The sequence below is a fragment of the Xanthomonas sp. NCPPB 1826 genome (assembly GCF_056725285.1).
In genome coordinates this window covers 2,285,302-2,308,557 of sequence record NZ_CM161521.1, presented here as the reverse complement: position 1 = coordinate 2,308,557, position 23,256 = coordinate 2,285,302, and the positions used below count along the sequence as shown (strand labels likewise).

The following is a 23,256-nucleotide window of genomic DNA, read 5'->3' as shown; positions in this document are numbered from 1 at the left end:
CGGCATGACGGCCCGTCCCCCGCATCCGACCGAACAGGCGGCGGCTCCCGGCATTACGGGAACCGCCTCGCTGGCGACGGCGGATGCGCCGGCAGATCACGCGCCCGCCCCCGGGACGATCAAGCCCGGCCCGCTCACCGCTGGCATAACCAGGCCTGACGAACATCCCGACGCCACGCGCTCACGCCTGCTGGCCGAAGCGCTGGACGGCAGCAGCAGTGCGATCCTGATCTGCGATCTGCAATCGCGCCTGCTCTACGCAAATGAGGGCTTCCAGCGCATGTTCGGCTATACCGAAGCCGAACTGGTGGGCAAGCGTCCGTCGGACGTGCTCACCCGCGCGCAAAGCGGCCAGGAAGAAGTGGCGCGCATCCGCGACCGCGCCGACGCGTTGCAGCAGACCCAGGCCGACCTGCTGGTGTACCGCAAGGACGGCACGCCGCTGTGGATCTCGCTCAACTTCAATCCGATCTACGACGCCAGGCATCTGCCATCGCATTACGTGGCGGTGCTGACCGACATCACCGACACCAAGATGCATGAGGTGCTGCAGCACCGCGTGCTCGAGGCGCTGGTGCAGGAGCGGCCGCTGATCGAGGTGATGACGCTGATCTGCACCGAGGTCGAGCGCATCGCACCGGACGTGCTGGCCACGGTCATGAGCGCGGACAATCAGGGCTGCCTGCATTCGCTGGCCGCACCCAGCCTGCCGCCGGAATACGCCGATGCGGTCAACGGTTTGAAGATCGCGCCGGGTGCAGGCGCCTGCGGCACGGCCGCCTGGCGCGGCCGCCCGGTGATGGTGGAAGACATCGCCACCGACCCGCTGTTTGCGCAATTCCGCGAACTCTTGCTGCCGATGGGTTTGCGCGCGTGCTGGAGCACGCCGATCCGCTCCAACAGCGCACGCGTGCTCGGTACCTTCGCGCTGTATTACCGCAGGGCGCAGCGTGCCGATGCGTGGCACGTACGCCTCACCGATCTGTGCCAGCAGCTGTGCACGCTGGCGCTGGAACGCGAACAGATCCGCCAACGCGTGCATCAACTCGCGTTCTACGATGCGCTGACCGGCCTGCCCAACCGCATCATGTTCAGCGCACGCGCCGAGCAAGCACTGACGCAGGCCGAATACGCCGGCGAACCGGCCACGTTGATGTTCATCAACATCGACCGCTTCAAGTTGATCAACGACAGCCAGGGCCATGCCGCCGGCGACGGGCTGTTGCGCGACATCGCCTTGCGCATCGGCGAACAGCTGACCGCCACAGCCATGCTGGCGCGCCTGGCCGGCGACGAATTCGCACTCGCGCTGCCGCAATGCAGCGCCGAGCAGGCCAGTGCCGCCGCAGAACGCGTACTGGGCACCATTGCCAGGCCGCTGCCGGTCGGGCACATGACCGTGCATCCCTCGGCCAGTATCGGCGTGGCGATGTTTCCCGAGGACGGGCGCGACATCAACATCCTGCTGCGGCATGCCGATCTGGCCATGAATCGCGCCAAGCAGGAAGGCGGCGGGCGGTTCCGCTTCTTCAGTTCCGACATGAACCGCATGGCGCAGGAGCGCGTTGCGCTGGAAGCGGAGCTGCGCCAGGCCATCGGCCGCGATCAACTGCAACTGCACTACCAACCGCAGTTGCACAGCGCCGCACCGCACGCGCTATACGGCGTGGAAGCGCTATTGCGCTGGAATCATCCGCAAATGGGCGCCATTTCGCCGGCGCGGTTTCTGCCGGTGGCCGAAGAACAAGGCATGATGCCGCAGCTCAACGACTGGGTGCTGCGCAGCGCCTGTCGGCAGATCGCCGATTGGCGCAAGCGTGGCGTGCCGGTGTCGCGCGTGTCGGTGAACCTGTCGGCGAGCAGCTTCGAAAGCCCGCGCATGCTCAGCGACCTGTTGCGCCTGATCGCCGACATGGGCGCGCAGCCCTCCGACCTCACGCTGGAAATGACCGAGAGCGTGATGCTCTCCGGGCAACCCGGCGTCCTGGAAAACCTGCACGCCATCCGCGAAGCCGGCATCTCGTTGTCGCTGGACGACTTCGGCACCGGCTACTCGAGCCTGAGCCACCTGCATCGCCTGCCGATCGACGAACTCAAGCTGGACATGAGCTTCGTGCGCGACATCGAACACAGCGAAGACGCCCGCGCCCTCACCACCTCGGTGCTGCGCATCGGCGAGCATCTGCGCAAGCACGTGGTTGCCGAAGGCGTGGAAAACGAAGCCCAACGCCTGTTCCTCGCCGACCTCGGCTGCGAAGTGCTGCAGGGCTATCTATTTTCGCGGCCATTGCCGGCAGCGGCACTGGAAGCCTGGTTGGGTGCGCAGTCTTAGAGCGGCTCACGACACGACGTCGTGGTTTGGCAGGCTGTTCTCATAGCGTTTCTACGCCCACATCAGCAGATCGAAGCAAATTGCCGGAAGGCAAAACATCTGATCTGGTGCTTCTGTGCAGGGCCCTTGCCCGCACACCATCGCAGGACACGCCGCAAGTACGTCCTTGTAGGCTCTTACGCGGCATCCATGCCGCGTAAGGTCCCGCGACGGCGAGCGGGCAAAGACCAGTCGAGAGGATCGGTGTGCATGGCAACAGCAGGAACGGCGGCCGGCGGGTTAGATGCAGCGCTGGTTCCATGGACCTTGTGCGATCTGGCTGACGTGGTCTGAATTCCAAAACTTTCCGTCGAAGGCGGGCCGCAAGTTGCTTGGGTTTGCTCCTATCGCTAAATAGCCATGCACCCATGCATGCAGGCGACAAAGCCGTTGCGTTTAATGGCCTCGCTCAAGTCATCTCGCTTTTGCGGTTGCATCAGTGCACGACCAACTTAGGAGGCGTGATGTCCTTGCCGGTTCCGGGACCCTTGGCGGCATGGATGCCGCCAAGGAGCCTCCACGGACGGATTCACGGCGTGTCCCGGAAGTGGTGAGGGCATCGCGCCCTCGACCAACCGGCTTTGCTGGTTTGAAACGGCAGACAGCGCTCAAAGCAGGTTGTCCTGAGCTCAGGCTGCACGACATGGAAGAAGCGAACACAAAGCACCTGATCTGGCGCTTCGGTGCAGGGTCCTTGCCCGCCCACCATCGCAGGACACGCCGCAAGTACGTCCATGTAGGCTCTTACGCGGCATCCATGCCGCGTAAGGTCCCGCGACGGTGGGCGGGCAAGGACCAAGTGAGGTGTTCGGTGCTCATGGTTGCAAGCAGCGCCAAGTGAAGTGGCCGGTGCTCATGTTTGCAAGCAACGCACGATGTCGTTCTGATCGCCAGATCAGCAGCACATCATGAGAGCGGTGCCTGTGCCTGAGCGCTGCCTTCAAGCGCGCGCCTTTCCATCCGCGTCGAATCCGATGCCACGGTGCGCTTCAACCAACCCAGCAATTGCGCAGTGACGAACGCCGGATTCTCCAGCGAGGCGATATGCCCTGCATCGGGGATCAGCTCGTAGTCGCAACCGATCACCTCGGCCATCAACCACAATTCTTCCGGCGGCCTCGGAATATCGTCTGCGCCGCCAAGCAGGAAGGTGCTGGCCGGATTCAGCGCGGACATCGCCTCCAGGCGATCCGCGCGCCCGAAGATCAGCCGGCCCAGCGGCACAATCGAGGTGCGCAACTGCTCGGCCGACAGCGCGGCCAGGCGCTGCGCAAACGCAGCCGGCAGTGCGGAATTCAGATCGATGCCGGGGCGGAAAAAGATCGGCACGATCGCCTCGATCAACGCAGGCGTCACCTGCCCGGCCGCTTCGATCGCATCGAGCAGAGCGAAATAACGCGTTTGCGTGGCTTGCGGCTCGGCACCCAGGAAGGTATCCATCAGCACCAGGCTGCGCACGCGCTGCGGTGCCAGCAACGCCAGCTCGGCGCCCCACATGCCGCCGACCGACAGGCCGACCACCGCGCATTGCGGCAGTTCCAGCACATCCAGCAACAGCAGCATCTGCTTGGCAAGATCGCCAACCGTCTGCGTGCTTGTTGGCAATGCTGCTGATTGCCCGTGCCCCCACAACTCGGGAACGATGACCCGATAGTGCTGCGAAAGCGCCTGGATCTGCGGCTCCCACATGGCCGCGTCCCAGAGATAACTGTGGCCAAGCAACACCGGAAACCCTTGACCGTGTTGTGCGTAGTGCAGCGTTTGACCAGCGATCGTGCAAGTGGGCATTGGAGATCAATCAGAGCGATGGGAGCGGCGCCACTCTAGACCTCCGGACTTCAGATTTTTGTTGCAATGCGATAGCCGAGTTAACTGCGATTGCCTTAACTCCCGACATCACGCAGCTAAAACGAAGTCATCGCCCGAATAACGAAAAACGCCCGGCATTGCCGGGCGTCTTCGAACAGGTGATCAGCCAGCTGGATCAGGCAGCGACGGTGTCGGCCACGTCCTGATATTCCTGGATCTGATCGAAGTTCATGTAGCGGTAGATCTGATCGCCACTGGTCTTGATCACGCCCACATCGGCCATGTACTCGTCCTTGGTCGGGATGCGGCCCAGACGCGAGCAGATCGCCGCCAGTTCCGCCGAACCCAGGTACACGTTGGTGTTGCGGCCCAGACGATTCGGGAAGTTACGCGTGGAGGTGGAGAACACCGTGGCGCCCTCGCGTGCCTGCGCCTGGTTGCCCATGCACAGCGAGCAGCCCGGCATTTCCATGCGTGCACCAGCCGCGCCGAAGGTGCCGTAATGGCCTTCCTTGGTCAGCTCGGAGGCGTCCATCTTGGTCGGCGGTGCAACCCACAGACGGGTCGGGATATCGCGCTTGCCTTCCAGCAACTTGGCAGCGGCACGGAAGTGACCGATGTTGGTCATGCACGAACCGATGAACACCTCGTCGATCGCCGCACCGGCCACGTCGGACAGCGTCTTGACGTCGTCCGGGTCGTTCGGGCACGCCACGATCGGCTCGTGGATGTCGGCCAGGTCGATCTCGATGACGGCGGCGTACTCGGCGTCGGCATCGGGCTGCAGCAGCTGCGGATCGGCCAGCCACTCTTCCATCTTCTTGATGCGGCGGCCCAGCGTGCGCGCATCGGCATAGCCTTCGGCAATCATCCAGCGCAGCAGGGTGATGTTGCTGGTCAGGTATTCGATGATCGGCGCCTTGTCCAGGTGCACGGTGCAACCGGCCGCCGAACGCTCGGCCGAGGCATCGGACAACTCGAACGCCTGTTCCACCTTCAGGTTCGGCAGGCCTTCGATTTCCAGGATGCGGCCGGAGAAGATGTTCTTCTTGCCCTGCTTGGCCACGGTCAGCAGACCGTCCTTGATCGCATACAGCGGGATCGCGTTGACCAGGTCACGCAGGGTCACGCCCGGCTGCATCTCACCCTTGAAGCGCACCAGCACGCTCTCGGGCATGTCCAGCGGCATCACGCCGGTGGCGGCGGCGAAGGCCACCAGGCCGGAGCCGGCCGGGAACGAAATGCCGATCGGGAAACGCGTGTGCGAGTCGCCACCGGTACCGACGGTGTCGGGCAGCAGCATGCGATTGAGCCAGCTGTGGATCACGCCATCGCCCGGACGCAGCGACACGCCGCCACGGGTGGAGATGAACTCCGGCAAGGTGTGGTGGGTCTTGACGTCGACCGGCTTCGGGTAGGCCGCGGTGTGGCAGAACGACTGCATCACCAGGTCGGCCGAGAAGCCCAGGCAGGCCAGGTCCTTCAACTCGTCGCGAGTCATCGGGCCAGTGGTGTCCTGCGAGCCCACCGAGGTCATCTTCGGTTCGCAATAGGTGCCCGGGCGCATGCCCTGGCCTTCCGGCAAGCCGCAGGCGCGGCCGACCATCTTCTGCGCCAGCGAGAAGCCCTTGCCGGTATCCGGCGGGTCCATCGGCAGGCGGAACAGGTCAGAGGCCGGCAGGCCCAGGAACTCGCGCGCCTTGGCGGTCAGGCCGCGGCCGACAATCAGCGGAATGCGGCCACCGGCGCGCACTTCGTCGAACAGCACATCCGACTTCATCGCGAACTCGGCGATCACCTGCCCGTTCTTCAGCGCCTTGCCGTCATACGGACGCAGCTCGACCACATCGCCGTGCTCCATCTGCGACACGTCCAGCTCGATCGGCAACGCGCCGGCGTCTTCCATCGTGTTGTAGAAGATCGGGGCGATCTTCGAACCAAGGCACACGCCGCCGAAGCGCTTGTTCGGAATGAACGGAATGTCCTCGCCGGTCCACCACAGCACCGAGTTGGTCGCCGACTTGCGCGAGGAACCGGTACCGACCACATCGCCCACGTAGGCGACCAGATGGCCCTTGTCCTTGAGATCGGCGATGGCCTGAATCGGGCCGCGCTTACCGTCTTCTTCCGGCTCGAAGGCCGCGCCGTCGCGCTTGTTCTTCAGCATCGCCAGCGCGTGCAGCGGGATGTCCGGGCGCGTGGTGGCATCCGGGGCCGGCGACAGGTCGTCGGTGTTGGTCTCGCCCGGCACCTTGAACACGGTGACGGTCATGCTCTGCGGCACTTCCGGCTTGCTGGTGAACCACTCGGCATCGGCCCAGCTCTGCAGCACGGCCTTGGCATGCGCATTACCGGCTTCGGCCTTTTCCTGCACGTCGTGGAAGGCGTCGAACACCAGCAAGGTGTGCTTGAGCGCTTCGGCGGCGGTGGCGCCCAGCTCGGCGTTATCGAGCAGGTCGATCAGCGGCTGGATGTTGTAGCCACCCAGCATGGTGCCGAGCAGTTCGGTCGCACGCGTGGGGCTGATCAGCGCGGTTTTCTCGGTGCCGAAGGCCACCGCAGCCAGGTACGAAGCCTTGACCTTGGCGGCATCGTCGACGCCGGCCGGCACGCGCTGGCTGAGCAGCTCGACCAGGAATTCTTCTTCGCCCGCCGGCGGAGCCTTCAGCAGCTCGATGACCTCGGCGGTCTGCTGCGCGGTCAGCGGCAGCGGCGGGATACCGAGCGCGGCGCGCTCTGCAACGTGGTGGCGGTAGGCTTCCAACATGCGGATTCTCCGAAAGACAACAGTGAATGTGTAGACGCGAAACGTGGATCAGCTTGCGGGTTTGGGAACAACGATCTTCAAACCCTTGAAGTAGTCGCGGAAAAAGCCCTCGTCGCGGGTGATCAACCCGTCGCACTGGAGCATCGCGTGGGCACCGATCAGGAAATCGGCCACCACCCGCTCGCGCTTGCCGCCGCGCGCGCGGAAGCGCTTGTTCATATGGCCGGCGCGCACCGCCGCCGCTTCCTGGGTGGCTTCGTAACGCACCCCGATCGAGGCCAGGGTTTCCATCAGGTCGACCTGGGTATCGAGCATGGCCAGCACCTCGGCCACCACCGCATCGCAGACCACCACTTCGTCGCGCGCCAACGCATCGCCGATGCAGATCTCCGACACTTCGCCGTAGACCGCATCGCCGACCAGGATGTCGAGCAGCACCGAGGAATCCAGGGCAATCATGGGTCGAACGGATCCCCGGGGGCGCGGCCGCGGATGGCGCGCATCGCCTCGTCGGTGCTGGTCAGCCCGTCGACCAGCTTGAACTTGCCGCGCACCTTGCGCAGCGCCTCGCTGACGTCCTTGCGCAGGATGATGCGCCCGCCGTCGAGCTCGATCTTGAGCGTGGTGCCCTTGGTCAGGCCCAGGGCATCGCGCACGGCCTTGGGCAGCGTGATCTGCCCGCGTTCGGCAACTGTGGCTTCCATGGAGGTGGCCCCGGCAGAAAGTATGCGCCGATTTTACATACTTGACTTGTCGTACTCAAGGCCACATACCCTGTCCTGCAACCGAACGTACACACTGAATTGGTCACACTGTTCCAAACAGACCTACAGCCTGCAGCCATAGGAGTGATGCATGAGCGATTCCTTTTCCACCCGCACCTCGCTTGAGGTCCACGGCAAGCGCTACGAGTACTACAGCCTGCCGAAGCTGGGCGAGCGCTTCGATATCGGCCACCTGCCCTATTCGATGAAGATCCTGCTGGAGAACCTGCTCCGGCACGAGGACGGCGGTGTCACCGTCGGCAAGGACCATATCGAAGCGGTCGCCAAGTGGGACCCCAAGGCCGAGCCCGATATCGAAATCGCCTTCATGCCCGCCCGCGTGGTGCTGCAGGACTTCACGGGCGTGCCATGCGTGGTCGACCTGGCCGCGATGCGCGATGCCGTGGTCACGCTCGGCGGCAACGCCGACCAGATCAACCCGCAGATCCCCTCCGAGCTGGTTATCGACCACTCGGTGCAGGTGGACGTGTTCGGCTCGGCCGATGCGCTCGACCTCAACGGCAAGATCGAATTCCAGCGCAACCAGGAACGCTACGGCTTCCTGCGCTGGGGCCAGAAGGCGTTCGAAAACTTCAAGGTGGTGCCGCCCAACACCGGCATCGTCCACCAGGTGAACCTGGAAAATCTGGCGCGCGTGGTGATGAGCGCGGACAAGGAAGGGACACAGATCGCGTACCCGGACACCGTGTTCGGCACCGACAGCCATACCACCATGATCAACGGCATCGGCGTGTTGGGCTGGGGCGTGGGCGGGATCGAGGCCGAGGCCGCAATGCTGGGGCAGCCCTCGTCCATGCTGATTCCGCAGGTGGTCGGCTTCAAGCTCAGCGGCAAGCTGCCCGAAGGCGCCACCGCCACCGATCTGGTGCTCACCGTCACCCAGATGCTGCGCAAGGCCGGTGTGGTCGGCAAGTTCGTCGAGTTCTACGGCGAAGGCCTGCAGCATCTGCCGCTGGCCGACCGCGCCACCATCGGCAACATGGCACCGGAATACGGCGCCACCTGCGGCATCTTCCCGGTCGACGACGAATCGCTGACCTATCTGCGCCTGTCCGGTCGCAGCGAGGAGCAGATCGCGCTGGTCGAGGCCTATGCCAAGGCGCAGGGCCTGTGGCACGACGCCAACACCCCGCCGGCGCAGTACAGCGCCACGCTGGAGCTGGACATGGGCGAGGTCAAGCCGTCGCTGGCCGGCCCCAAGCGCCCGCAGGACCGCGTGCTGCTGGAAGACATGCAGTCCAACTTCCGCGAGAGCCTCAAGCCGTTCGTGGACGCGCGCAGCAAGCGCCTGACCGACATCAAGCAGGAAGACCGGCTGAAGAACGAAGGCGGCGGCGGCACCGCGGTCGGCGCCAAGGCAGCGCAGGCCGAGAGTTCCACCAACAGCGGTGCCGGCTGGCAGCTGCGCGACGGCTCGGTGGTGATCGCCGCGATCACCTCGTGTACCAACACCTCCAACCCGGCAGTGATGCTGGGTGCCGGCCTGCTCGCGCGTAACGCGGCGGCCAGGGGGCTGAAGGCGCAGCCGTGGGTGAAGACCTCGCTCGGGCCGGGCTCGCGCGTGGTCACCGATTACCTGAGCAAGGCCGGCGTGCTCGCCGATCTGGAAACGCTCGGTTTCTACGTGGTCGGCTATGGCTGCACCACCTGCATCGGCAACTCCGGCCCGCTGCCGGACGATGTGTCTGCGGCAATCGCCAAGGACGACCTGGTGGTGTCTTCGGTGTTGTCGGGCAACCGCAACTTCGAAGGCCGCGTGCATCCCGAAGTGAAGATGAACTACCTCGCCTCGCCGCCGCTGGTGGTGGCGTATGCGATCGCCGGTACCACCGACATCAACCTCACCACCGATCCGCTGGGCACCGGTAGCGACGGGCAGCCGGTGTATCTGCGCGATATCTGGCCGAGCAACAAGGAAATCGGCGACACCATCGCCGCCACCGTCGGCCCGGAAATGTTCAAGCAGAACTACGCCGACGTGTTCAAGGGCGACAGCCGCTGGAACACCATCGCCTCCCCGGATGGTGCGCTGTACGAATGGGACGCAGCCTCGACCTACATCAAGAACCCGCCCTACTTCGACGGCATGACCATGCAGGTCGGCCACGTCGAGGACGTGCACGGTGCGCGCATCATGGGCCTGTTCGGCGACTCGATCACTACCGACCACATCTCGCCGGCCGGCAACATCAAGAAGGATTCACCGGCGGGCCGCTTCCTGCAGGAGCGCGGCGTGCAACCGGCCGACTTCAACAGCTACGGCAGCCGCCGCGGCAATGACGACGTGATGGTGCGCGGCACCTTCGCCAATATCCGCATCAAGAACCTGATGTTCGGTGGCGAAGAAGGCGGCAACACGCTGTACTACGGAAAGGACGGCGCGGCGCCGGAAAAACTGGCGATCTACGATGCGGCAGTGAAGTACAAGGCCGACGGCGTGCCGCTGGTGGTGCTGGCCGGCAAGGAATACGGCACCGGCTCCTCGCGCGACTGGGCGGCCAAGGGCACCAACCTGCTCGGCGTCAAGGCGGTGATCGCCGAGAGCTTCGAGCGTATCCATCGCTCCAATCTGGTCGGCATGGGCGTGCTGCCGCTGCAGTTCCTGGAGAACGAAAACGCGCAGACGCTGGGCCTGGATGGTTCGGAAGTGCTGGACATCACCGGCCTGCAGGACGGCGCCAGCCGCCGTGCCACCGTGGATGCCAGAAAGTCCGACGGCAGCGTCAAGCAGTTCCAGGTCAAGGTGCTGCTGCTGACGCCCAAGGAAGTGGAGTACTTCAAGCACGGCGGCCTGCTGCAGTACGTGCTGCGCCAACTGGCCGCACGCAAGGCGGCCTGATCGCAAGGTACGCTGCGCCATCAGCTCGACGACACTCCCGCCGCCAGGCGGGAGTGTCGTTTTGGGTGGCCAGAACTTGCCGACGCTGGACGAGCGAAGCATCGTCGGACGCAGCAAGACGCTGCACGCGACGCAGCGCGACGGGGAGATACCTTGCCACCAGACACCGGCCGCGCTCGCCTGATGATGCGCGCCCCGGAATCGCCGTCCTCACCGCCCCGCGGGCTCCCATTGCGCGTGAGTCAGCTGCCAGTCGCCGTCCTGCAGGCGCCAGCCGGTGGTCACCTGATAGGTCTGTGCCTGCTCGGGCAGCCAGCGTCCGCTGCCACCGGTCAGCAGCGCGGTGAAGCGCACGCGCGCGGTGTCATCGCGCACTTGCACATCCACCGGCCCCAGGGTCACGCCGATGCGGCGGTTGCCCAGCATCTGCAGTTGCATCAACCGTCGCAGGCCGGCTGCGTCCAGCCCTTGTTCGCCGACAAAGTCCTCGGCCACCGGCGCCATCGCCTCACCAATCTCGCGCGCCTCGATCGCCTGATGCATCGCTTCGAGTGTTGCGCGCAGCCGTTGCTCCGGTGCGGCACGCGTGCAACCGCTCAGGGCCACGACCAAAATCGCGACCAACCCGACCCGCCACCGCGCTTGAATGCTGCTCTGCATCACGCTTCGCCTTTTCCATCCATGACGGTATGCTGCCCGCTGTTGTAGTGCCGTGGAACACACCGCGGCACGTACCGAATACCCTGGAGGGGGGCAGATGAATCAGGCACGTCCTTGGTTGCAAAGTTATCCGGCCGGCGTCGCCGCCGAGATCGATCTGGAGCAGTTCCGTACCGTGGCCGAGGTGTTCGCCACCTCGGTCAAGCGGTTTGCCGACCGCCCCGCGTATCACAGCTTCGGCAAGACCATCACCTATCGCGAAGCTGATCAGCTGGTCGAGCAGTTCGCCGCCTATCTGCTTGGCGAACTGCAGTTGAAGAAAGGCGACCGCGTTGCCCTGATGATGCCCAACTGTCTGCAGTATCCGGTCGCCACCTTCGGCATCCTGCGTGCCGGCCTGACCGTGGTCAACGTCAATCCGCTCTACACCCCGCGCGAGCTGAAGCATCAGCTGATCGACTCCGGCGCCAGCGTGCTGGTGGTGATCGACAACTTCGGCACCACCGTGCAGCAGGTCATCGCCGACACCCCGGTCAAGCAGGTGATCACCACCGGGCTGGGCGACATGCTCGGTTTCCCGAAAGCGGCGCTGGTCAACTTCGTCGTCAAGTACGTCAAGAAGCTGGTGCCCGATTACCGCCTCAATGGCGCGATCCGTTTCCGCGACGCACTGGCGCTGGGCCGCAAGCACAGCATGCCGACCTTGCAGATCGAGCCCGACGACATCGCCTTCCTGCAGTACACCGGCGGCACCACCGGCGTGGCCAAGGGCGCGATGCTCACCCACCGCAATCTGGTGGCCAACATGCAGCAGGCCCATCAGTGGCTTGCCGGCACCGGCAAGCTGGAAGAAGGCGCCGAGGTGGTGATCACCGCGCTGCCGCTGTACCACATCTTTGCATTGACGGCCAACGGCCTGGTCTTCATGAAGATCGGCGGCTGCAATCACCTGATCAGCAATCCGCGCGACATGCCCGGCTTCGTCAAGGAACTGAAGAAGACCCGCTTCACCGCCTTCACCGGGGTCAACACGCTGTTCAACGGCCTGCTCAATACCCCCGGCTTCGATCAGGTGAATTTCTCGTCGCTCAAGATGACCCTGGGCGGTGGCATGGCGGTGCAACGTTCGGTCGCCGAACGCTGGAAAAAGGTCACCGGCCTGACCCTGGTCGAGGCCTACGGCCTGACCGAAACCTCGCCGGCCGCCTGCATCAACCCGATGGACCTGAAGGACTACAACGGCTCGATCGGCCTGCCGATTCCGTCCACCGATGCCTGCATCAAGGACGACGCCGGCGCGGCGCTGCCATTGGGCGAGATCGGCGAGCTGTGCATCAAGGGTCCGCAGGTGATGAAGGGCTACTGGAAGAAGCCCGAAGAAACCGCCAAGGTCATGGATGCCGACGGCTGGCTGCATACCGGCGATATCGCGCGGATGGACGAACAGGGCTTTGTCTACATCGTCGACCGCAAGAAGGACATGATCCTGGTGTCCGGCTTCAACGTGTATCCGAACGAGATCGAGGACGTGATTGCCGAGATGCCCGGCGTGCTGGAAGTGGCCGCCGTCGGCGTACCGGACGAGAAGTCCGGCGAGATCGTCAAGGCCGTCATCGTGAAGAAGGACCCTGCCCTAACCGCTGACGCCGTCAAGGCGCACTGCCGCGCCAACCTGACCGGCTACAAGCAGCCGCGAGTGATCGAATTCCGCAAGGAATTGCCGAAAACCAATGTCGGCAAGATCCTGCGCCGCGAATTGCGGGATGCGCCCAAGGGATAATCCACCTACGCCAGCGCAGATCGACAGCCACCCGGCTGTTATCCAACGCCCGCACTGCCGCCAGGCTTGCGGGCGTTTGTTTTTGAAGGCTTCGGACGGAACGTTCGTTTCGGACGGCCAGCGTGCGACGACGCGCGCGCCGGAATAAGGGCCGATTTGCACTTGGTTATCTGCGCCGTTCTGATGCGTGGAAATACCATCATGCTTTTTCAGAGTTCATGACGGCCACCCAGGGAGTACTTCGGCGGCCCCGGAACGCAGAATCACGGGACACATAATTTCAAGAATGTGCAATTCACAATAAACTACTTTTGCTTGCGGAAATTCACTGAAAGATTCAGGTCATAGGGCTCACCGGATAGAAAGGAAGCCCTCTGCGTTCATGGAGATAGTGCCGGTGTAGCATCGATTCGGAGTGGATCGCGCGCGCCCGCCGGCGTTCACTCTCCCACTGCGGGCTTTTCCAGGATCACGCCCATGAACACGATTGAAAAGATTTCCCTCGGTCGTCCCCACTCCACCATTCGGGTCGATTCTTCGGCTGCTGACGGCACCCACTGGTTGTTCATGCATGCCGATGCGCCTTTTGGCATACGTCCCTGCTGCAGTCCTGAGTTACTGGACGACATCTGGGATGTCATGGGCTCCATCACCCGCGCTCCGCATGAGCGACGCAGTGGGGAACTGCGCCATTTCGTACTCGCCTCCGACGCGGATGCCTTCAATCTCGGTGGCGATCTGGACCTGTTCGCACGCTTGATCCGCGAACAGAATCGCGAGCAACTCATGCGGTATGCGATTCGCTGCGTGGAAGGCGTCCATCACCTGCATACCGGCTTCGGTGGGGATGTGCGCAGCATCGCGCTGCTGCAGGGCGATGCATTGGGAGGCGGACTGGAGATGGCCCTGGCCTGCCACACCATCGTGGCCGAGGAAGGCATCGGCATGGGACTGCCCGAGGTCCTGTTCGGCCTGTTTCCGGGCATGGGCGCATATTCCTTCCTGTGCCGTCGCGTTTCGCCCCATCTGGCAGAGAAGATCATTCTCGATGGACGCATTTACAGCAGCGAAGAAATGCATGCGATGGGGATCGTGGACGTACTCGTACCGAAGGGCCAAGGCGTGGTTGCCACAGAAACGCTGATTCGCCAGCAAAAGCGCATCTCCCACTCCTATCTGGCGATGAACGCCGCACGCAATCTCGCGCAGGCGGTGCCTTACGAGGAATTGCTGCGCATCACCGAAGTCTGGGTAGACACGGCCCTGGCACTCAATGAGAAATCACTGCGCACGATGGGCCGTTTGGTCAAAGCACAGAACCGCCGCGCAGGCGCGGGTGTCGCCTGATTTTGGTGGATCCAATACTGGGGGAATCAGGCCCGGCCTATTGCCGGGCTTCGCTTACCCACGGTCGCCATTCCCGCTGACGCCTCCGTCGGACTTATTTTGAGCACGCTGGGCGAGCGCTTCGCGCCCAAGCTTCAAACCAGTCTTCAGCTGCTCCAGTCTTTGACTCCATTCTGCTCGCAGCTGCGCTTCCGGCAGGCGCATTAACTCACCGCCCTGTTCGGCCAACATCACCAGCCCGAGATTGCTGGAAACACCTTTGACCGCGTGAGCATGCTCGCGTAGACGTGCCCAATCTCCGTCCGCCGCCGCCTTACCGAGCTGGACAACACATGCCGCAGCATCGCTGAGACATTGTTGAATGAACTCGCGTTCGAACTCATTTCCCATCCCCAGTTCCGCCAGCTCGTCGAGCACGGCAGGATCGAGGACTGCGCCGCTTGGGGCCGCGCTACGGGTACCAATGCTCAGATCGGTCTGACGCAGCTTCTGGTTGACCGCGATTTCGGCCAGAGTATCCAGCAACTTGATCGCCGCCACCGGCTTGGCCAGGAATGCATAGGCGCCCGCCTGTTCGCAGCTGCGAATCGACTCGGGGGTGACATCAGCGCTCAATACCACGATCGGGGTTCCCGGCTTACCGCCGGCCTGCATGACCCTCAGCTGCTTCAACATGTCCAGACCGCTGACACCAGGCATATGCAGGTCGACGATGGCCGCGTCGTAGTCGGCTTCGGCCAGCGCATCCAGGACGGCTTCGCCGCCATCAACACAGGTGACGCGATGCCCTGCTTTTTGCAGCAGCCGCTGCAGCACAAGGCGATTTGCCAGATGGTCGTCCGCCACCAGGATCTGCATGCTACGCACGCGGGCACGGTGACGTAGGAACGGATCGGCAAACGCAATTACGTTGCCCGGTATGGTGGTGGACTCCGTCTCGTGCAGCACAGGCGACGGAGTTGCTGCAGGCTTGGCGGTCGCCAGGCCGAACGGCAGTTCAAACCAGAACAAGCTGCCGCCTTCGGGATTTTCCTCAAACCCGATCGCGCCACCCATCGACTGCACCAGCCCCCTGGCGATCGTCGTTCCGAGGCCGCTGCCTTCGAAGCGGCGCGCCAGTCCCGTGTCCGCCTGTTCGAACGCCTCGAACAAACGCGGACGCATATCGACCGGCACACCGATCCCGGTATCGAGCACTTCAAAACGGAGCAGCACACCAGCGCGACCGCTGGCCTCGGTGGCCGCCACCTTCAACTGGACACTGCCGTGGTCGGTGAACTTGACCGCATTGCCGACCAGATTGAGCAGGATCTGCTGCAGATGTCCCGCATCCCCGTGCACACGGGGAGGGACATCTGCGGCGATAGTTGCCTGATAACGCAAGCCCTTGGCCTTGGCCTGCGGCTCCAGGATCAGACCGATTGCCTGCAAGGTGTCATGCACTGCAAAATCGGACGCGTTGATCCGCAGCTTGCCGGCTTCGATGGCCGAGATGTCCAACACCTCCTCCACCAGCGCCAGCAGACTGCGTGTGGAGGCTTGAATGGTTTTCAGGCATTCGCGCTGCTCATCGTCCAGCCGCGTCGTTGCCAATACCTCGGTCATGCCGGACAGACCGTTCAGCGGTGTCCGGAACTCGTGACTCATGTTGGCCAGAAAGCGGCTCTTGGCCTCGCTGGCGCGGCGCGCCTCGGCGGTTGCACGGGTCAACTGCCGCAGCAGACTGGAGAAATACAGCGGAACGGCGGCCAGACCAACCGCAAGCCCGACCCCAAGGCGCTGGTTGTGTTGCCAGTATTCGGTCATCGACAGCGTCGTGGAAAAACTCACCACTGCCATTGCCACCGCAAGATACAGATAGCGGTTGCCGTAGCGCAGGCCGTTACCGACGGTGACCCACATCACCACGACATAGACCCAGGCCAGCGGCTCGCCCATCTGGATCATGCCGGCAGCCATCAGCCCGTAGTCGGCCAGCATGCCCAGGATGCGACGCGCATCCGAGCGGTCGGGTCGCCACAGCAGCCATCCAAACAACGCCAGGCCAAGCCCCAGGCCTGTCAGCACGATGACCAAGACACCGGTGTGCTGGTGCAGCGGCAAACTGTGCCGGACGCTCGGCACGAGTACATACGACAGGATCAGGCTGATCAGAACGATGCGGACGATCGCCTGGCCATGTTCGCTGTCAGGTCGATTCATCAACCGCTGCCGGATCCTTCCGAACGGATTCATAGCCTTACACCCCGGGTCGTGCCGATGCGGTCGAGAATTCGCCGCAGATCTGGTCCAGCTGCGCGCGGCCGCGCAGCAGCGCATCCACACAGCGTGGGTCGAACAGGCGACCGCGCTGTGCGTAGAGATAGGCCAGCGCGGCGTCCATGGTCCAGGCCTCCTTGTACGGGCGCGGCGACAGCAGCGCGTCGAAGACGTCGGCCACCGCCACGATGCGCGCTTCCAGCGGAATCGCCTCGCCCACCAGTCCATCCGGGTAGCCGGTGCCGTCGTAGCGCTCGTGGTGACGCAGCGCGATCAGGGCGCCGACCTGGATGAAGCGGTTCTGGCTGCCGCTGAGCAGCTCGTAGCCGATCCGCGGATGCCGCTTCATGATGCTCATCTCGTCGTCGGTGAGCTTGCCCGGCTTGAGCAGCACCGCGTCGGGAATGGCGATCTTGCCCATGTCGTGCAGCGGCGCGGCCATCTCGATGATGCGCACTTCTTCTTCCGACAGGCCGAGCTGCTCGGCGATCAGGCCGGCCACGTGCGACATGCGCTCCAGGAAGGCGCTGGTGCCCGAGTCGCGGTACTCGATGGCGCGCGCCAGCCGTGACAGCGTCTCGCGTTCGCGCTCCTCGACCTCGTTCATGCTGGCCAGCAGACGCTGCTCCAGCGACAGTGCGCGTTGCTTGACGCTTTCGCTCTGCTGACGCAGCTGCAGCAAATTGGCGCAGCGCGCACGCAGTTCGCGCGGGCGGATCGGCTTGACCAGGAAATCGATCACGCCCGCTTCCAGCGCCGCCTGGCGGATCGGCTCGTCGCCGACGATGGTGATCAGGATGATCGGAATATCGCGATGGCTGGGCAGCCGGCGCAGACGCCGGGCGAACTCCAGGCCATCCATGCCGGGCATGCGGTAGTCGAGCAGCAACAGATCCACCCGTCCGGCCTCGCACCACGCCAGCGCGTCGAGCGGGTCACCGAAATCGTGGACTTTCAACTCCGGTGCGATGTCCTCGATGACGTGGCGCAGCATCGTCCGCGCAGACATCTGGTCATCGACAATGACGATGTTCAATCCCAGATCCGCCTTTTCCGACCAGCTTCCCGATGGATCCGCCGACGATACGCCGGCAAGATTACCCAAAACATCCTGCATAGCCGTTGCTCCTCTATCCCGAGAACGGAAAAGCGATGACGCCGGCCGCTGTGCCGACTCCCCCGACGATACGCCATTCGGGGCTCCGCTCTAGCATATGCAGTATCTGTGCCGTCGGCACGCCGACGACACAAAAAAGATCAGGCTTCCGGACGCATGTACGGGAACAGCAGCACATCGCGGATCGAGGTGCTGCCGGTCAGCAGCATCACCAGCCGGTCGATGCCGATGCCCAGGCCGCCGGTCGGCGCCATGCCGTACTCCAACGCACGGATGTAATCGGCGTCGTAATGCATCGCTTCGTCGTCGCCACCGTCCTTGGCCTGCACCTGCGCCTGGAAGCGCGCGGCCTGGTCTTCCGGGTCGTTGAGCTCGGAGAAGCCGTTGGCGAGCTCCTTGCCGTTGATGAACAGCTCGAAGCGGTCGGTGTACCCCGGCTCGGTGTCGCTGGAACGCGCCAGCGGCGACACCTCGACCGGGTGGTCGGTGATGAAGGTCGGCTGCACCAGGGTGTGTTCCACGGTGGCCTCGAAGATTTCCAGCAGCAGCTTGCCCCAGCCGTAGGACGGCTTGACCTTGATCTTCAGCCGCTCGCAGTGGCGCAGCAGCGCATCGCGATCGGTGCAATCGGCCGCGCTGATCTCCGGATTGTGGTGACGAACGGCCTCATCCATGCGCCAGCGCCGGAAAGCCGGCGCCAGATCGATGGCGGCGCCGTCCCAGTTCACCTGAGTGGTGCCCAGCACCGACTGCGCGGTGTCGCGGATCACCTGCTCGGTCAGGTCCATGATCTCGTGGTACGTGGCATAGGCCTCGTAGAGCTCGAGCATGGTGAACTCGGGGTTGTGCCGGGTCGACACGCCCTCGTTGCGGAAGTTGCGGTTGATCTCGTAGACCCGCTCCAGCCCACCGACCACCAGCCGCTTGAGGTACAGCTCCGGCGCCACGCGCAGGTACAGGTCCAGATCCAGCGCGTTGTGGTGGGTGGTGAACGGCTTGGCGGTGGCGCCACCGGGGATGTAATGCATCATCGGCGTTTCCACTTCCAGGAAGCGGCGCGTATCCAGCCAGGCGCGGATCGCGCGGATGATCCTGGAGCGCTTGATGAAGACCTCGCGCGCCTCCGGGGTGACGATCAGATCGACGTAGCGCTGGCGATAGCGCTGCTCCACGTCCGACAGGCCGTGCCACTTGTCGGGCAACGGACGCAGCGACTTGGTCAGCAGGCGCAGCGCACTGGCCTTGACCGACAGCTCGCCGGTCTTGGTGCGGGTCAGCCCGCCCTCCACCGCCACGATGTCGCCGACATCCCAGCCCTTGAACGCGGCATAGGCATCGCCCAGCACATTGCCCTGCAGGAACAGCTGCACGCGCCCGGACTCGTCCTGGATCTGCGCAAAGCTGGCCTTGCCCATCACCCGCTTGGCCATCAGGCGGCCGGCCATCCTGACCGTGCGCCCGCTCGCTTCCAGCGCCTCGGAGGTCCAGGTGTCGGCATCGGCGAACTCCGCCTGCAGATCGCCGGCAAAGTGTTCGCGCACAAAATCGTTGGGATAGGCGATGCCCTGGCCGCGCAACGCGCCCAGTTTCGCGCGACGCTCGGCGATGAGGCTGTTCTCGTCGGCGGGGATCTGCGGCGCGGGGGTCTGTTCGGTCATGGCGGGAATCGGTCTGCGATAGGTCGGGCGCGTGCCCGGTGGAGAATGCGGAACCGGGCTGGCCGGTTCCTGCGTTTTACGGTGTATCGGTGACAACTGCACGGCGCAACGGGACTGCGTGGCGATGTACAGGCTGCGCGGCGCTGCACATGTCGCAGCGTCCGCGAAAAAAGACGTCGCTGCGCGGCGGGCGCGGCGACGTCTTGCTGCAGTCAGGCATCCAGGCGTTTGGAGCCTGCCGCCAGACCGGCCTTGAGGCTGGCCTCGACGAATTCGTCCAGGTCGCCGTCCAGCACTTTCTGCGTGTCGCTGCGTTCGATGCCGGTGCGCAGATCCTTGATGCGGCTCTGGTCGAGCACGTAATTGCGGATCTGGCTGCCCCAGCCGATGTCGGACTTGGTGGCTTCCAGCGCGTCGCGCTCGACGTTGCGCTTCTGCACTTCCAGCTCGTACAACTTGGCGGCCAGCATCTTCATCGCGTTGTCGCGGTTCTGGTGCTGGCTGCGGCCGGTCTGGCAGGCGACCACGGTATTGGTCGGAATATGCGTGATACGCACCGCCGATTCGGTCTTGTTGACGTGCTGACCACCGGCGCCGGAGGAGCGATACACGTCGGTGCGCAGATCGGCCGGGTTGATGTCGATCTCGATGTTGTCGTCCACTTCCGGCGACACGAACACCGAGGTGAAGCTGGTATGCCGGCGGTTGTCCGAATCGAACGGCGACTTGCGCACCAGCCGGTGCACGCCGATCTCGGTCTTCAGCCAGCCGTAGGCGTACTCGCCCTCGATGCGGATCGTGGCCGACTTGATGCCCGCCACTTCGCCGCCGGACACTTCCATCAGCTCGGTCTTCCAGCCACGCGACTCGGCCCAGCGCAGGTACATGCGTAACAGGATTTCGGCCCAGTCCTGCGCCTCGGTGCCGCCGGCGCCGGCCTGGATGTCGACGAACGCGTTGGCGCCGTCCATCTGGCCGGAGAACATGCGCTGGAATTCCAGCTTTTCGACATGGGCCTGGTACTTGTCCAGATCGGCGATCACCGCCACCGCGGTGTCTTCGTCCTGCTCGCTTTCGGCCAGTTCCAGCAGATCGCCGGCATCACTCAGGCCGGTCAGCACATCGGCGATGCCGATGACGGTCTTTTCCAGCATCGAGCGCTCGCGGCCCAGGGCCTGCGCGCGCTCGGCGTCGTTCCACACATCGGGGCTCTCAAGCTCCCGGCTGACTTCTTCTAGACGCTCTTTCTTGACGTCGTAGTCAAAGATACCCCCTGAGCGAGAGCACGCGATCGTTGAGATCGGTGATGCGCTGGCGGATCGGATTGGTTTCGATCATGACGGACTTCCGGCAAACAAGCTGGCTAGTTTAGCAAGCGGGCGACGGTGGCGGAACGCAGTGGCGATCGTGACGGGCCGCAGTTTCGTGCCGGCCGTGGACGTCATGGCCAGCACTGCAAGCTCAGACTGGAACAAGGCAGCCAGGAGGCGGCTCAGACGACGAGCGCCTGTGCTCATCTGCCACTGCAAAGCCCTCGGTGCGATCGCAGGGCTGACAGCCTGGACAACCGTCAGCCCTGTGCGGCCTCGACACGCTGCGGTGTAGGCGCCTGCCCTGCCACCGCCCGCAACGCGGCCAGGTAACGGCGACTGCACGGCAGCACGGTGGCGTCGGCCAGGTGCACGCGGGCGTCGCCGGATTCCAGCGGCTCGATCGCCTGTACGCGTGCCAGCTGCACCAGATAGCTGCGGTGGATGCGCACAAACACGGCAGGATCGAGCCTGGCCTCGATCGCGGCCATCGTGCTGCGCAGTGGGTAATCGTGGCCGCGTACATGCAGATTGACGTAGTTGCCCGACGCCTGGACCCATTCGATGTCGGCGGTGGCGACCAGGAAGTCGCGCCCCAGCTTGCGCACCAGAAAACGTTCCGGACGGTCCAGCGGTTCGACCGGCGGGCCTTCGTCTGGCGCAGCCAGCAGATGCGCCTCGCCCTGCCGACGCCGGCCATACCATGCCAGCGCATGTCGTAACGCCACCAGCAGGGCAAAGGTGCGCAGATCCTTGGAGAGTTCATACAGCCACTGCAACCGCAAGGCACCGAAATCGTAGTGCGCACCGACCGCCAGATAGACCAGCTTGCGCAGCAGCACCATGCCGCTCACGTGCAGCAGCCACCAGACAAGTGCGGCCGCAATATAAAGAGGAACGCGCCGCCGCCAGACGTCGGCATGCAATGGCCAACGCGTGCAGAGCCAGATCAGCGGCGGCAAGAGCAGCAGTGAGACAGTCGCGCTGCTCAGCTCCCAGGTCAGCACCTGCCACAGCAGCAGCGGCTGACCGTCGCGCCGTGCTGCCAGCCATGTGCTCGCGGTGTTGCCCAGCGCGCTGCCATAGAAAACCAGCAGCCAGATCAACGCTACCCAGCGCCTGCCCGCGCTGGCATCGCTGTCGGTCTCGTGTGCGATAGCCCCGGACACAGGTGAATTCATCCGCGCATTCTATGCAAACCGCCCGTTTGCCGTCCCCGGTTCGTCCCTGTGGGACCGCAACTGGTCACTCGGGGACGGCATTGCCGCCCTTGGCGCAGCTGTTTGGGGCCTGCGTTGCCGAGGATGCGGGCATGCCTCCTGCCGACACCACCATGACCGAACGCCGTCACGATATCGATGCCTTGCGCGTCTTCGCCTTCGCACTGCTGATCCTCTATCACGTGGGCATGGCCTATGTGGCCGACTGGGATTTCCACCTCAAGAGCGTGCACACCGCGCAGTGGCTGCAATGGCCGATGATCGTGCTCAACCGCTGGCGGATGCCCCTGCTGTTCATGATCTCCGGCATCGCGATCGGGCTGGCGCGGCCGCAGGCCAGGCCCTGGCGCTTTGCCTTGCAGCGCTGCGGGCGATTGCTGCCGCCGCTGTTGTTCGGCATGTTCGTGGTGGTCGCGGTGCAGGCCTATTGCCAGGGCGTGAGCAACGGCAAGGTCAGCCCGGGCTTCGGCAGCTTCCTGCTGCGCTACTGGCAGGTGCGGCCGTGGCCGGCCGGGAGTTTCGACGGGTGGGAGCACGGCATCACCTGGAACCATCTGTGGTATCTGGCCTATCTACTGCCCTACACCATCGCCTTGATGGCGCTGGTGTCGCTGACCCGAGCGCTGCGGTTGGCCGCGTGGCCGCGCTTACCCGCTGCGCTGGCGGTGCCGGCACTGCTGCTGTTGCCGATCCTGTGGGAAGCGTTCTGCGTGCTGTGGGTAATGCCGCGGCATCCGCCCACCCACGCGCTGTTTGGCGACTGGTTCGTGCACGCCGAATCGTTTCCGCTGTTCGTCCTGGGGTATCTGTTGGCACGCCGCGAACGCTTCTGGCAGTTGGCCGTACAACTGCGCTGGCTCACCTTGGTCGCCGCGCTGGTGGCGATCGGCACCGAACTGGGCATTCGCTATGCCAGCATCCAGGGGCAGACTGCGCAACTGGGTGCACCGCTGGCCGCGCTGCCGTGGGAGGCGATCGAACACAGCGCACGGGCCGCCTACACCTGGCTGGCGCTGCTGACGATTCTCGGCTGGGCAAGGCTTCGATGGAATCGCCCGTTCCGCTGGCTGCCGTACTGCACGGAGGCGGTGTTCCCGTGGTACATCCTGCACCAAAGCCTGATCATCGTGACGCTGTACTGGCTGATGCCGCTGCATCTGAATGCCTGGCTGGAGCCGGCGCTGGTGATCGCCGCCACCGTGATCGGCTGCCTGGCGTTGCATGAGTTTGCGATCCGCCGGGTGCGCTGGTTGCGTCCCTTGTTCGGATTGCGTGCACGCAGGCCGCGACCGGCGAGCAAGACCGACAGCGCGCCGGTGCCGTCATGAAAATGT

The 23,256-nt window shown here is 64.2% G+C and carries 15 protein-coding genes; 5 read left to right on the top strand and 10 right to left on the bottom strand.

The window, feature by feature from the left end; genetic code table 11:
- Nucleotides 1–4: 4 nt before the first annotated feature.
- Nucleotides 5–2,332: a sensor domain-containing protein gene (locus tag AC1PLA_RS09995; protein WP_481106086.1), complete on the top strand. Its 2,328-nt coding sequence runs from the start codon at nucleotides 5–7 to the stop codon at nucleotides 2,330–2,332.
- 945 nt (nucleotides 2,333–3,277) lie between these two features.
- Here AC1PLA_RS09995 and AC1PLA_RS09990 read toward each other — a convergent pair.
- The 4 genes from AC1PLA_RS09990 to AC1PLA_RS09975 all read right to left on the bottom strand — a co-directional run bounded on the left by AC1PLA_RS09990 (nucleotide 3,278) and on the right by AC1PLA_RS09975 (nucleotide 7,651).
- Nucleotides 3,278–4,159 (bottom strand): alpha/beta fold hydrolase, encoded by an 882-nt coding sequence (locus AC1PLA_RS09990; protein WP_481106085.1) that lies wholly within the window; start codon nucleotides 4,157–4,159, stop codon nucleotides 3,278–3,280.
- A 196-nt stretch (nucleotides 4,160–4,355) separates the two neighbouring features.
- A complete protein-coding gene (gene acnB, locus AC1PLA_RS09985) occupies nucleotides 4,356–6,947 on the bottom strand; it encodes a bifunctional aconitate hydratase 2/2-methylisocitrate dehydratase (protein WP_024937705.1) in 2,592 nt (863 codons plus the stop codon).
- A gap of 48 nt (nucleotides 6,948–6,995) precedes the next feature.
- Nucleotides 6,996–7,406, bottom strand: a complete 411-nt coding sequence (locus tag AC1PLA_RS09980) for a type II toxin-antitoxin system VapC family toxin (RefSeq protein ID WP_039515076.1) — start codon at nucleotides 7,404–7,406, stop codon at nucleotides 6,996–6,998.
- Nucleotides 7,403–7,651 carry an AbrB/MazE/SpoVT family DNA-binding domain-containing protein gene (locus AC1PLA_RS09975; protein WP_016903180.1) on the bottom strand — a complete coding sequence of 83 codons (249 nt, stop codon included), beginning with the start codon at nucleotides 7,649–7,651 and terminating at the stop codon, nucleotides 7,403–7,405. The genes AC1PLA_RS09980 and AC1PLA_RS09975 overlap by 4 nt, the downstream gene beginning before the upstream one ends.
- Nucleotides 7,652–7,802: 151 nt before the next feature.
- Between AC1PLA_RS09975 and acnA the strand changes: the two genes are divergently transcribed.
- Nucleotides 7,803–10,571 carry an aconitate hydratase AcnA gene (acnA, locus tag AC1PLA_RS09970; RefSeq protein ID WP_481106084.1) on the top strand — a complete coding sequence of 923 codons (2,769 nt, stop codon included), beginning with the start codon at nucleotides 7,803–7,805 and terminating at the stop codon, nucleotides 10,569–10,571.
- Nucleotides 10,572–10,781: 210 nt separating this feature from the next.
- Here the strand turns inward: acnA and AC1PLA_RS09965 are convergent, their stop codons facing one another.
- Nucleotides 10,782–11,231 (bottom strand): Cif family virulence factor, encoded by a 450-nt coding sequence (locus AC1PLA_RS09965; RefSeq protein ID WP_104574244.1) that lies wholly within the window; start codon nucleotides 11,229–11,231, stop codon nucleotides 10,782–10,784.
- 97 nt (nucleotides 11,232–11,328) lie between these two features.
- Between AC1PLA_RS09965 and rpfB the strand changes: the two genes are divergently transcribed.
- Together rpfB and AC1PLA_RS09955 are read left to right on the top strand one after the other, a co-directional pair.
- Entirely contained in the window at nucleotides 11,329–13,011 is a 1,683-nt protein-coding gene (gene rpfB, locus AC1PLA_RS09960; RefSeq protein ID WP_104574243.1) for a fatty acyl-CoA ligase RpfB, read from the top strand.
- A 477-nt stretch (nucleotides 13,012–13,488) separates the two neighbouring features.
- Nucleotides 13,489–14,358, top strand: coding sequence for a crotonase/enoyl-CoA hydratase family protein (locus AC1PLA_RS09955; protein ID WP_039527492.1), 870 nt, complete (start codon nucleotides 13,489–13,491; stop codon nucleotides 14,356–14,358).
- Nucleotides 14,359–14,412: 54 nt separating this feature from the next.
- Here the strand turns inward: AC1PLA_RS09955 and AC1PLA_RS09950 are convergent, their stop codons facing one another.
- From AC1PLA_RS09950 to AC1PLA_RS09930, 5 genes are all read right to left on the bottom strand, one after another.
- Nucleotides 14,413–16,560 carry an ATP-binding protein gene (locus AC1PLA_RS09950; protein WP_230620396.1) on the bottom strand — a complete coding sequence of 716 codons (2,148 nt, stop codon included), beginning with the start codon at nucleotides 16,558–16,560 and terminating at the stop codon, nucleotides 14,413–14,415.
- Between the two features lie 37 nt (nucleotides 16,561–16,597).
- Nucleotides 16,598–17,734: a cyclic di-GMP phosphodiesterase response regulator RpfG gene (gene rpfG, locus AC1PLA_RS09945; RefSeq protein WP_024937712.1), complete on the bottom strand. Its 1,137-nt coding sequence runs from the start codon at nucleotides 17,732–17,734 to the stop codon at nucleotides 16,598–16,600.
- A gap of 140 nt (nucleotides 17,735–17,874) precedes the next feature.
- Entirely contained in the window at nucleotides 17,875–19,392 is a 1,518-nt protein-coding gene (gene lysS / locus AC1PLA_RS09940) for a lysine--tRNA ligase (protein ID WP_065046421.1), read from the bottom strand.
- 212 nt (nucleotides 19,393–19,604) lie between these two features.
- Nucleotides 19,605–20,730 (bottom strand): peptide chain release factor 2 gene (gene prfB / locus AC1PLA_RS09935; RefSeq protein ID WP_102254087.1). Its coding sequence is split into 2 segments (ribosomal slippage): nucleotides 19,605–20,654 and nucleotides 20,656–20,730, totalling 1,125 coding nucleotides; the frame shifts between segments, so codons are not numbered across the junction.
- Between the two features lie 232 nt (nucleotides 20,731–20,962).
- Nucleotides 20,963–21,883: a LytTR family DNA-binding domain-containing protein gene (locus tag AC1PLA_RS09930; protein WP_481106083.1), complete on the bottom strand. Its 921-nt coding sequence runs from the start codon at nucleotides 21,881–21,883 to the stop codon at nucleotides 20,963–20,965.
- Nucleotides 21,884–22,035: 152 nt separating this feature from the next.
- Between AC1PLA_RS09930 and AC1PLA_RS09925 the strand changes: the two genes are divergently transcribed.
- The gene (locus AC1PLA_RS09925) at nucleotides 22,036–23,250 is read left to right on the top strand and encodes an acyltransferase family protein (RefSeq protein WP_481106186.1); all 1,215 of its coding nucleotides are present in this window, start codon (nucleotides 22,036–22,038) and stop codon (nucleotides 23,248–23,250) included.
- The last annotated feature ends 6 nt before the right edge of the window (nucleotides 23,251–23,256 follow it).

Excerpts from the sequence above, each read along its gene's own strand:
- AC1PLA_RS09990 (WP_481106085.1), bottom strand. The coding sequence starts at position 4,159 with ATGCCCACTTGCACGATCGCTGGTCAAACGCTGCACTACGCACAACAC.
- acnA (WP_481106084.1), top strand. The coding sequence starts at position 7,803 with ATGAGCGATTCCTTTTCCACCCGCACCTCGCTTGAGGTCCACGGCAAG.
- AC1PLA_RS09980 (WP_039515076.1), bottom strand. The coding sequence starts at position 7,406 with ATGATTGCCCTGGATTCCTCGGTGCTGCTCGACATCCTGGTCGGCGAT.
- rpfG (WP_024937712.1), bottom strand. The coding sequence starts at position 17,734 with ATGCAGGATGTTTTGGGTAATCTTGCCGGCGTATCGTCGGCGGATCCA.
- AC1PLA_RS09965 (WP_104574244.1), bottom strand. The coding sequence starts at position 11,231 with ATGCAGAGCAGCATTCAAGCGCGGTGGCGGGTCGGGTTGGTCGCGATT.
- AC1PLA_RS09955 (WP_039527492.1), top strand. The coding sequence starts at position 13,489 with ATGAACACGATTGAAAAGATTTCCCTCGGTCGTCCCCACTCCACCATT.
- AC1PLA_RS09950 (WP_230620396.1), bottom strand. The coding sequence starts at position 16,560 with ATGAATCGACCTGACAGCGAACATGGCCAGGCGATCGTCCGCATCGTT.
- rpfB (WP_104574243.1), top strand. The coding sequence starts at position 11,329 with ATGAATCAGGCACGTCCTTGGTTGCAAAGTTATCCGGCCGGCGTCGCC.
- acnB (WP_024937705.1), bottom strand. The coding sequence starts at position 6,947 with ATGTTGGAAGCCTACCGCCACCACGTTGCAGAGCGCGCCGCGCTCGGT.
- lysS (WP_065046421.1), bottom strand. The coding sequence starts at position 19,392 with ATGACCGAACAGACCCCCGCGCCGCAGATCCCCGCCGACGAGAACAGC.
- AC1PLA_RS09975 (WP_016903180.1), bottom strand. The coding sequence starts at position 7,651 with ATGGAAGCCACAGTTGCCGAACGCGGGCAGATCACGCTGCCCAAGGCC.
- AC1PLA_RS09930 (WP_481106083.1), bottom strand. The coding sequence starts at position 21,883 with ATGAATTCACCTGTGTCCGGGGCTATCGCACACGAGACCGACAGCGAT.
- AC1PLA_RS09925 (WP_481106186.1), top strand. The coding sequence starts at position 22,036 with ATGACCGAACGCCGTCACGATATCGATGCCTTGCGCGTCTTCGCCTTC.
- AC1PLA_RS09995 (WP_481106086.1), top strand. The coding sequence starts at position 5 with ATGACGGCCCGTCCCCCGCATCCGACCGAACAGGCGGCGGCTCCCGGC.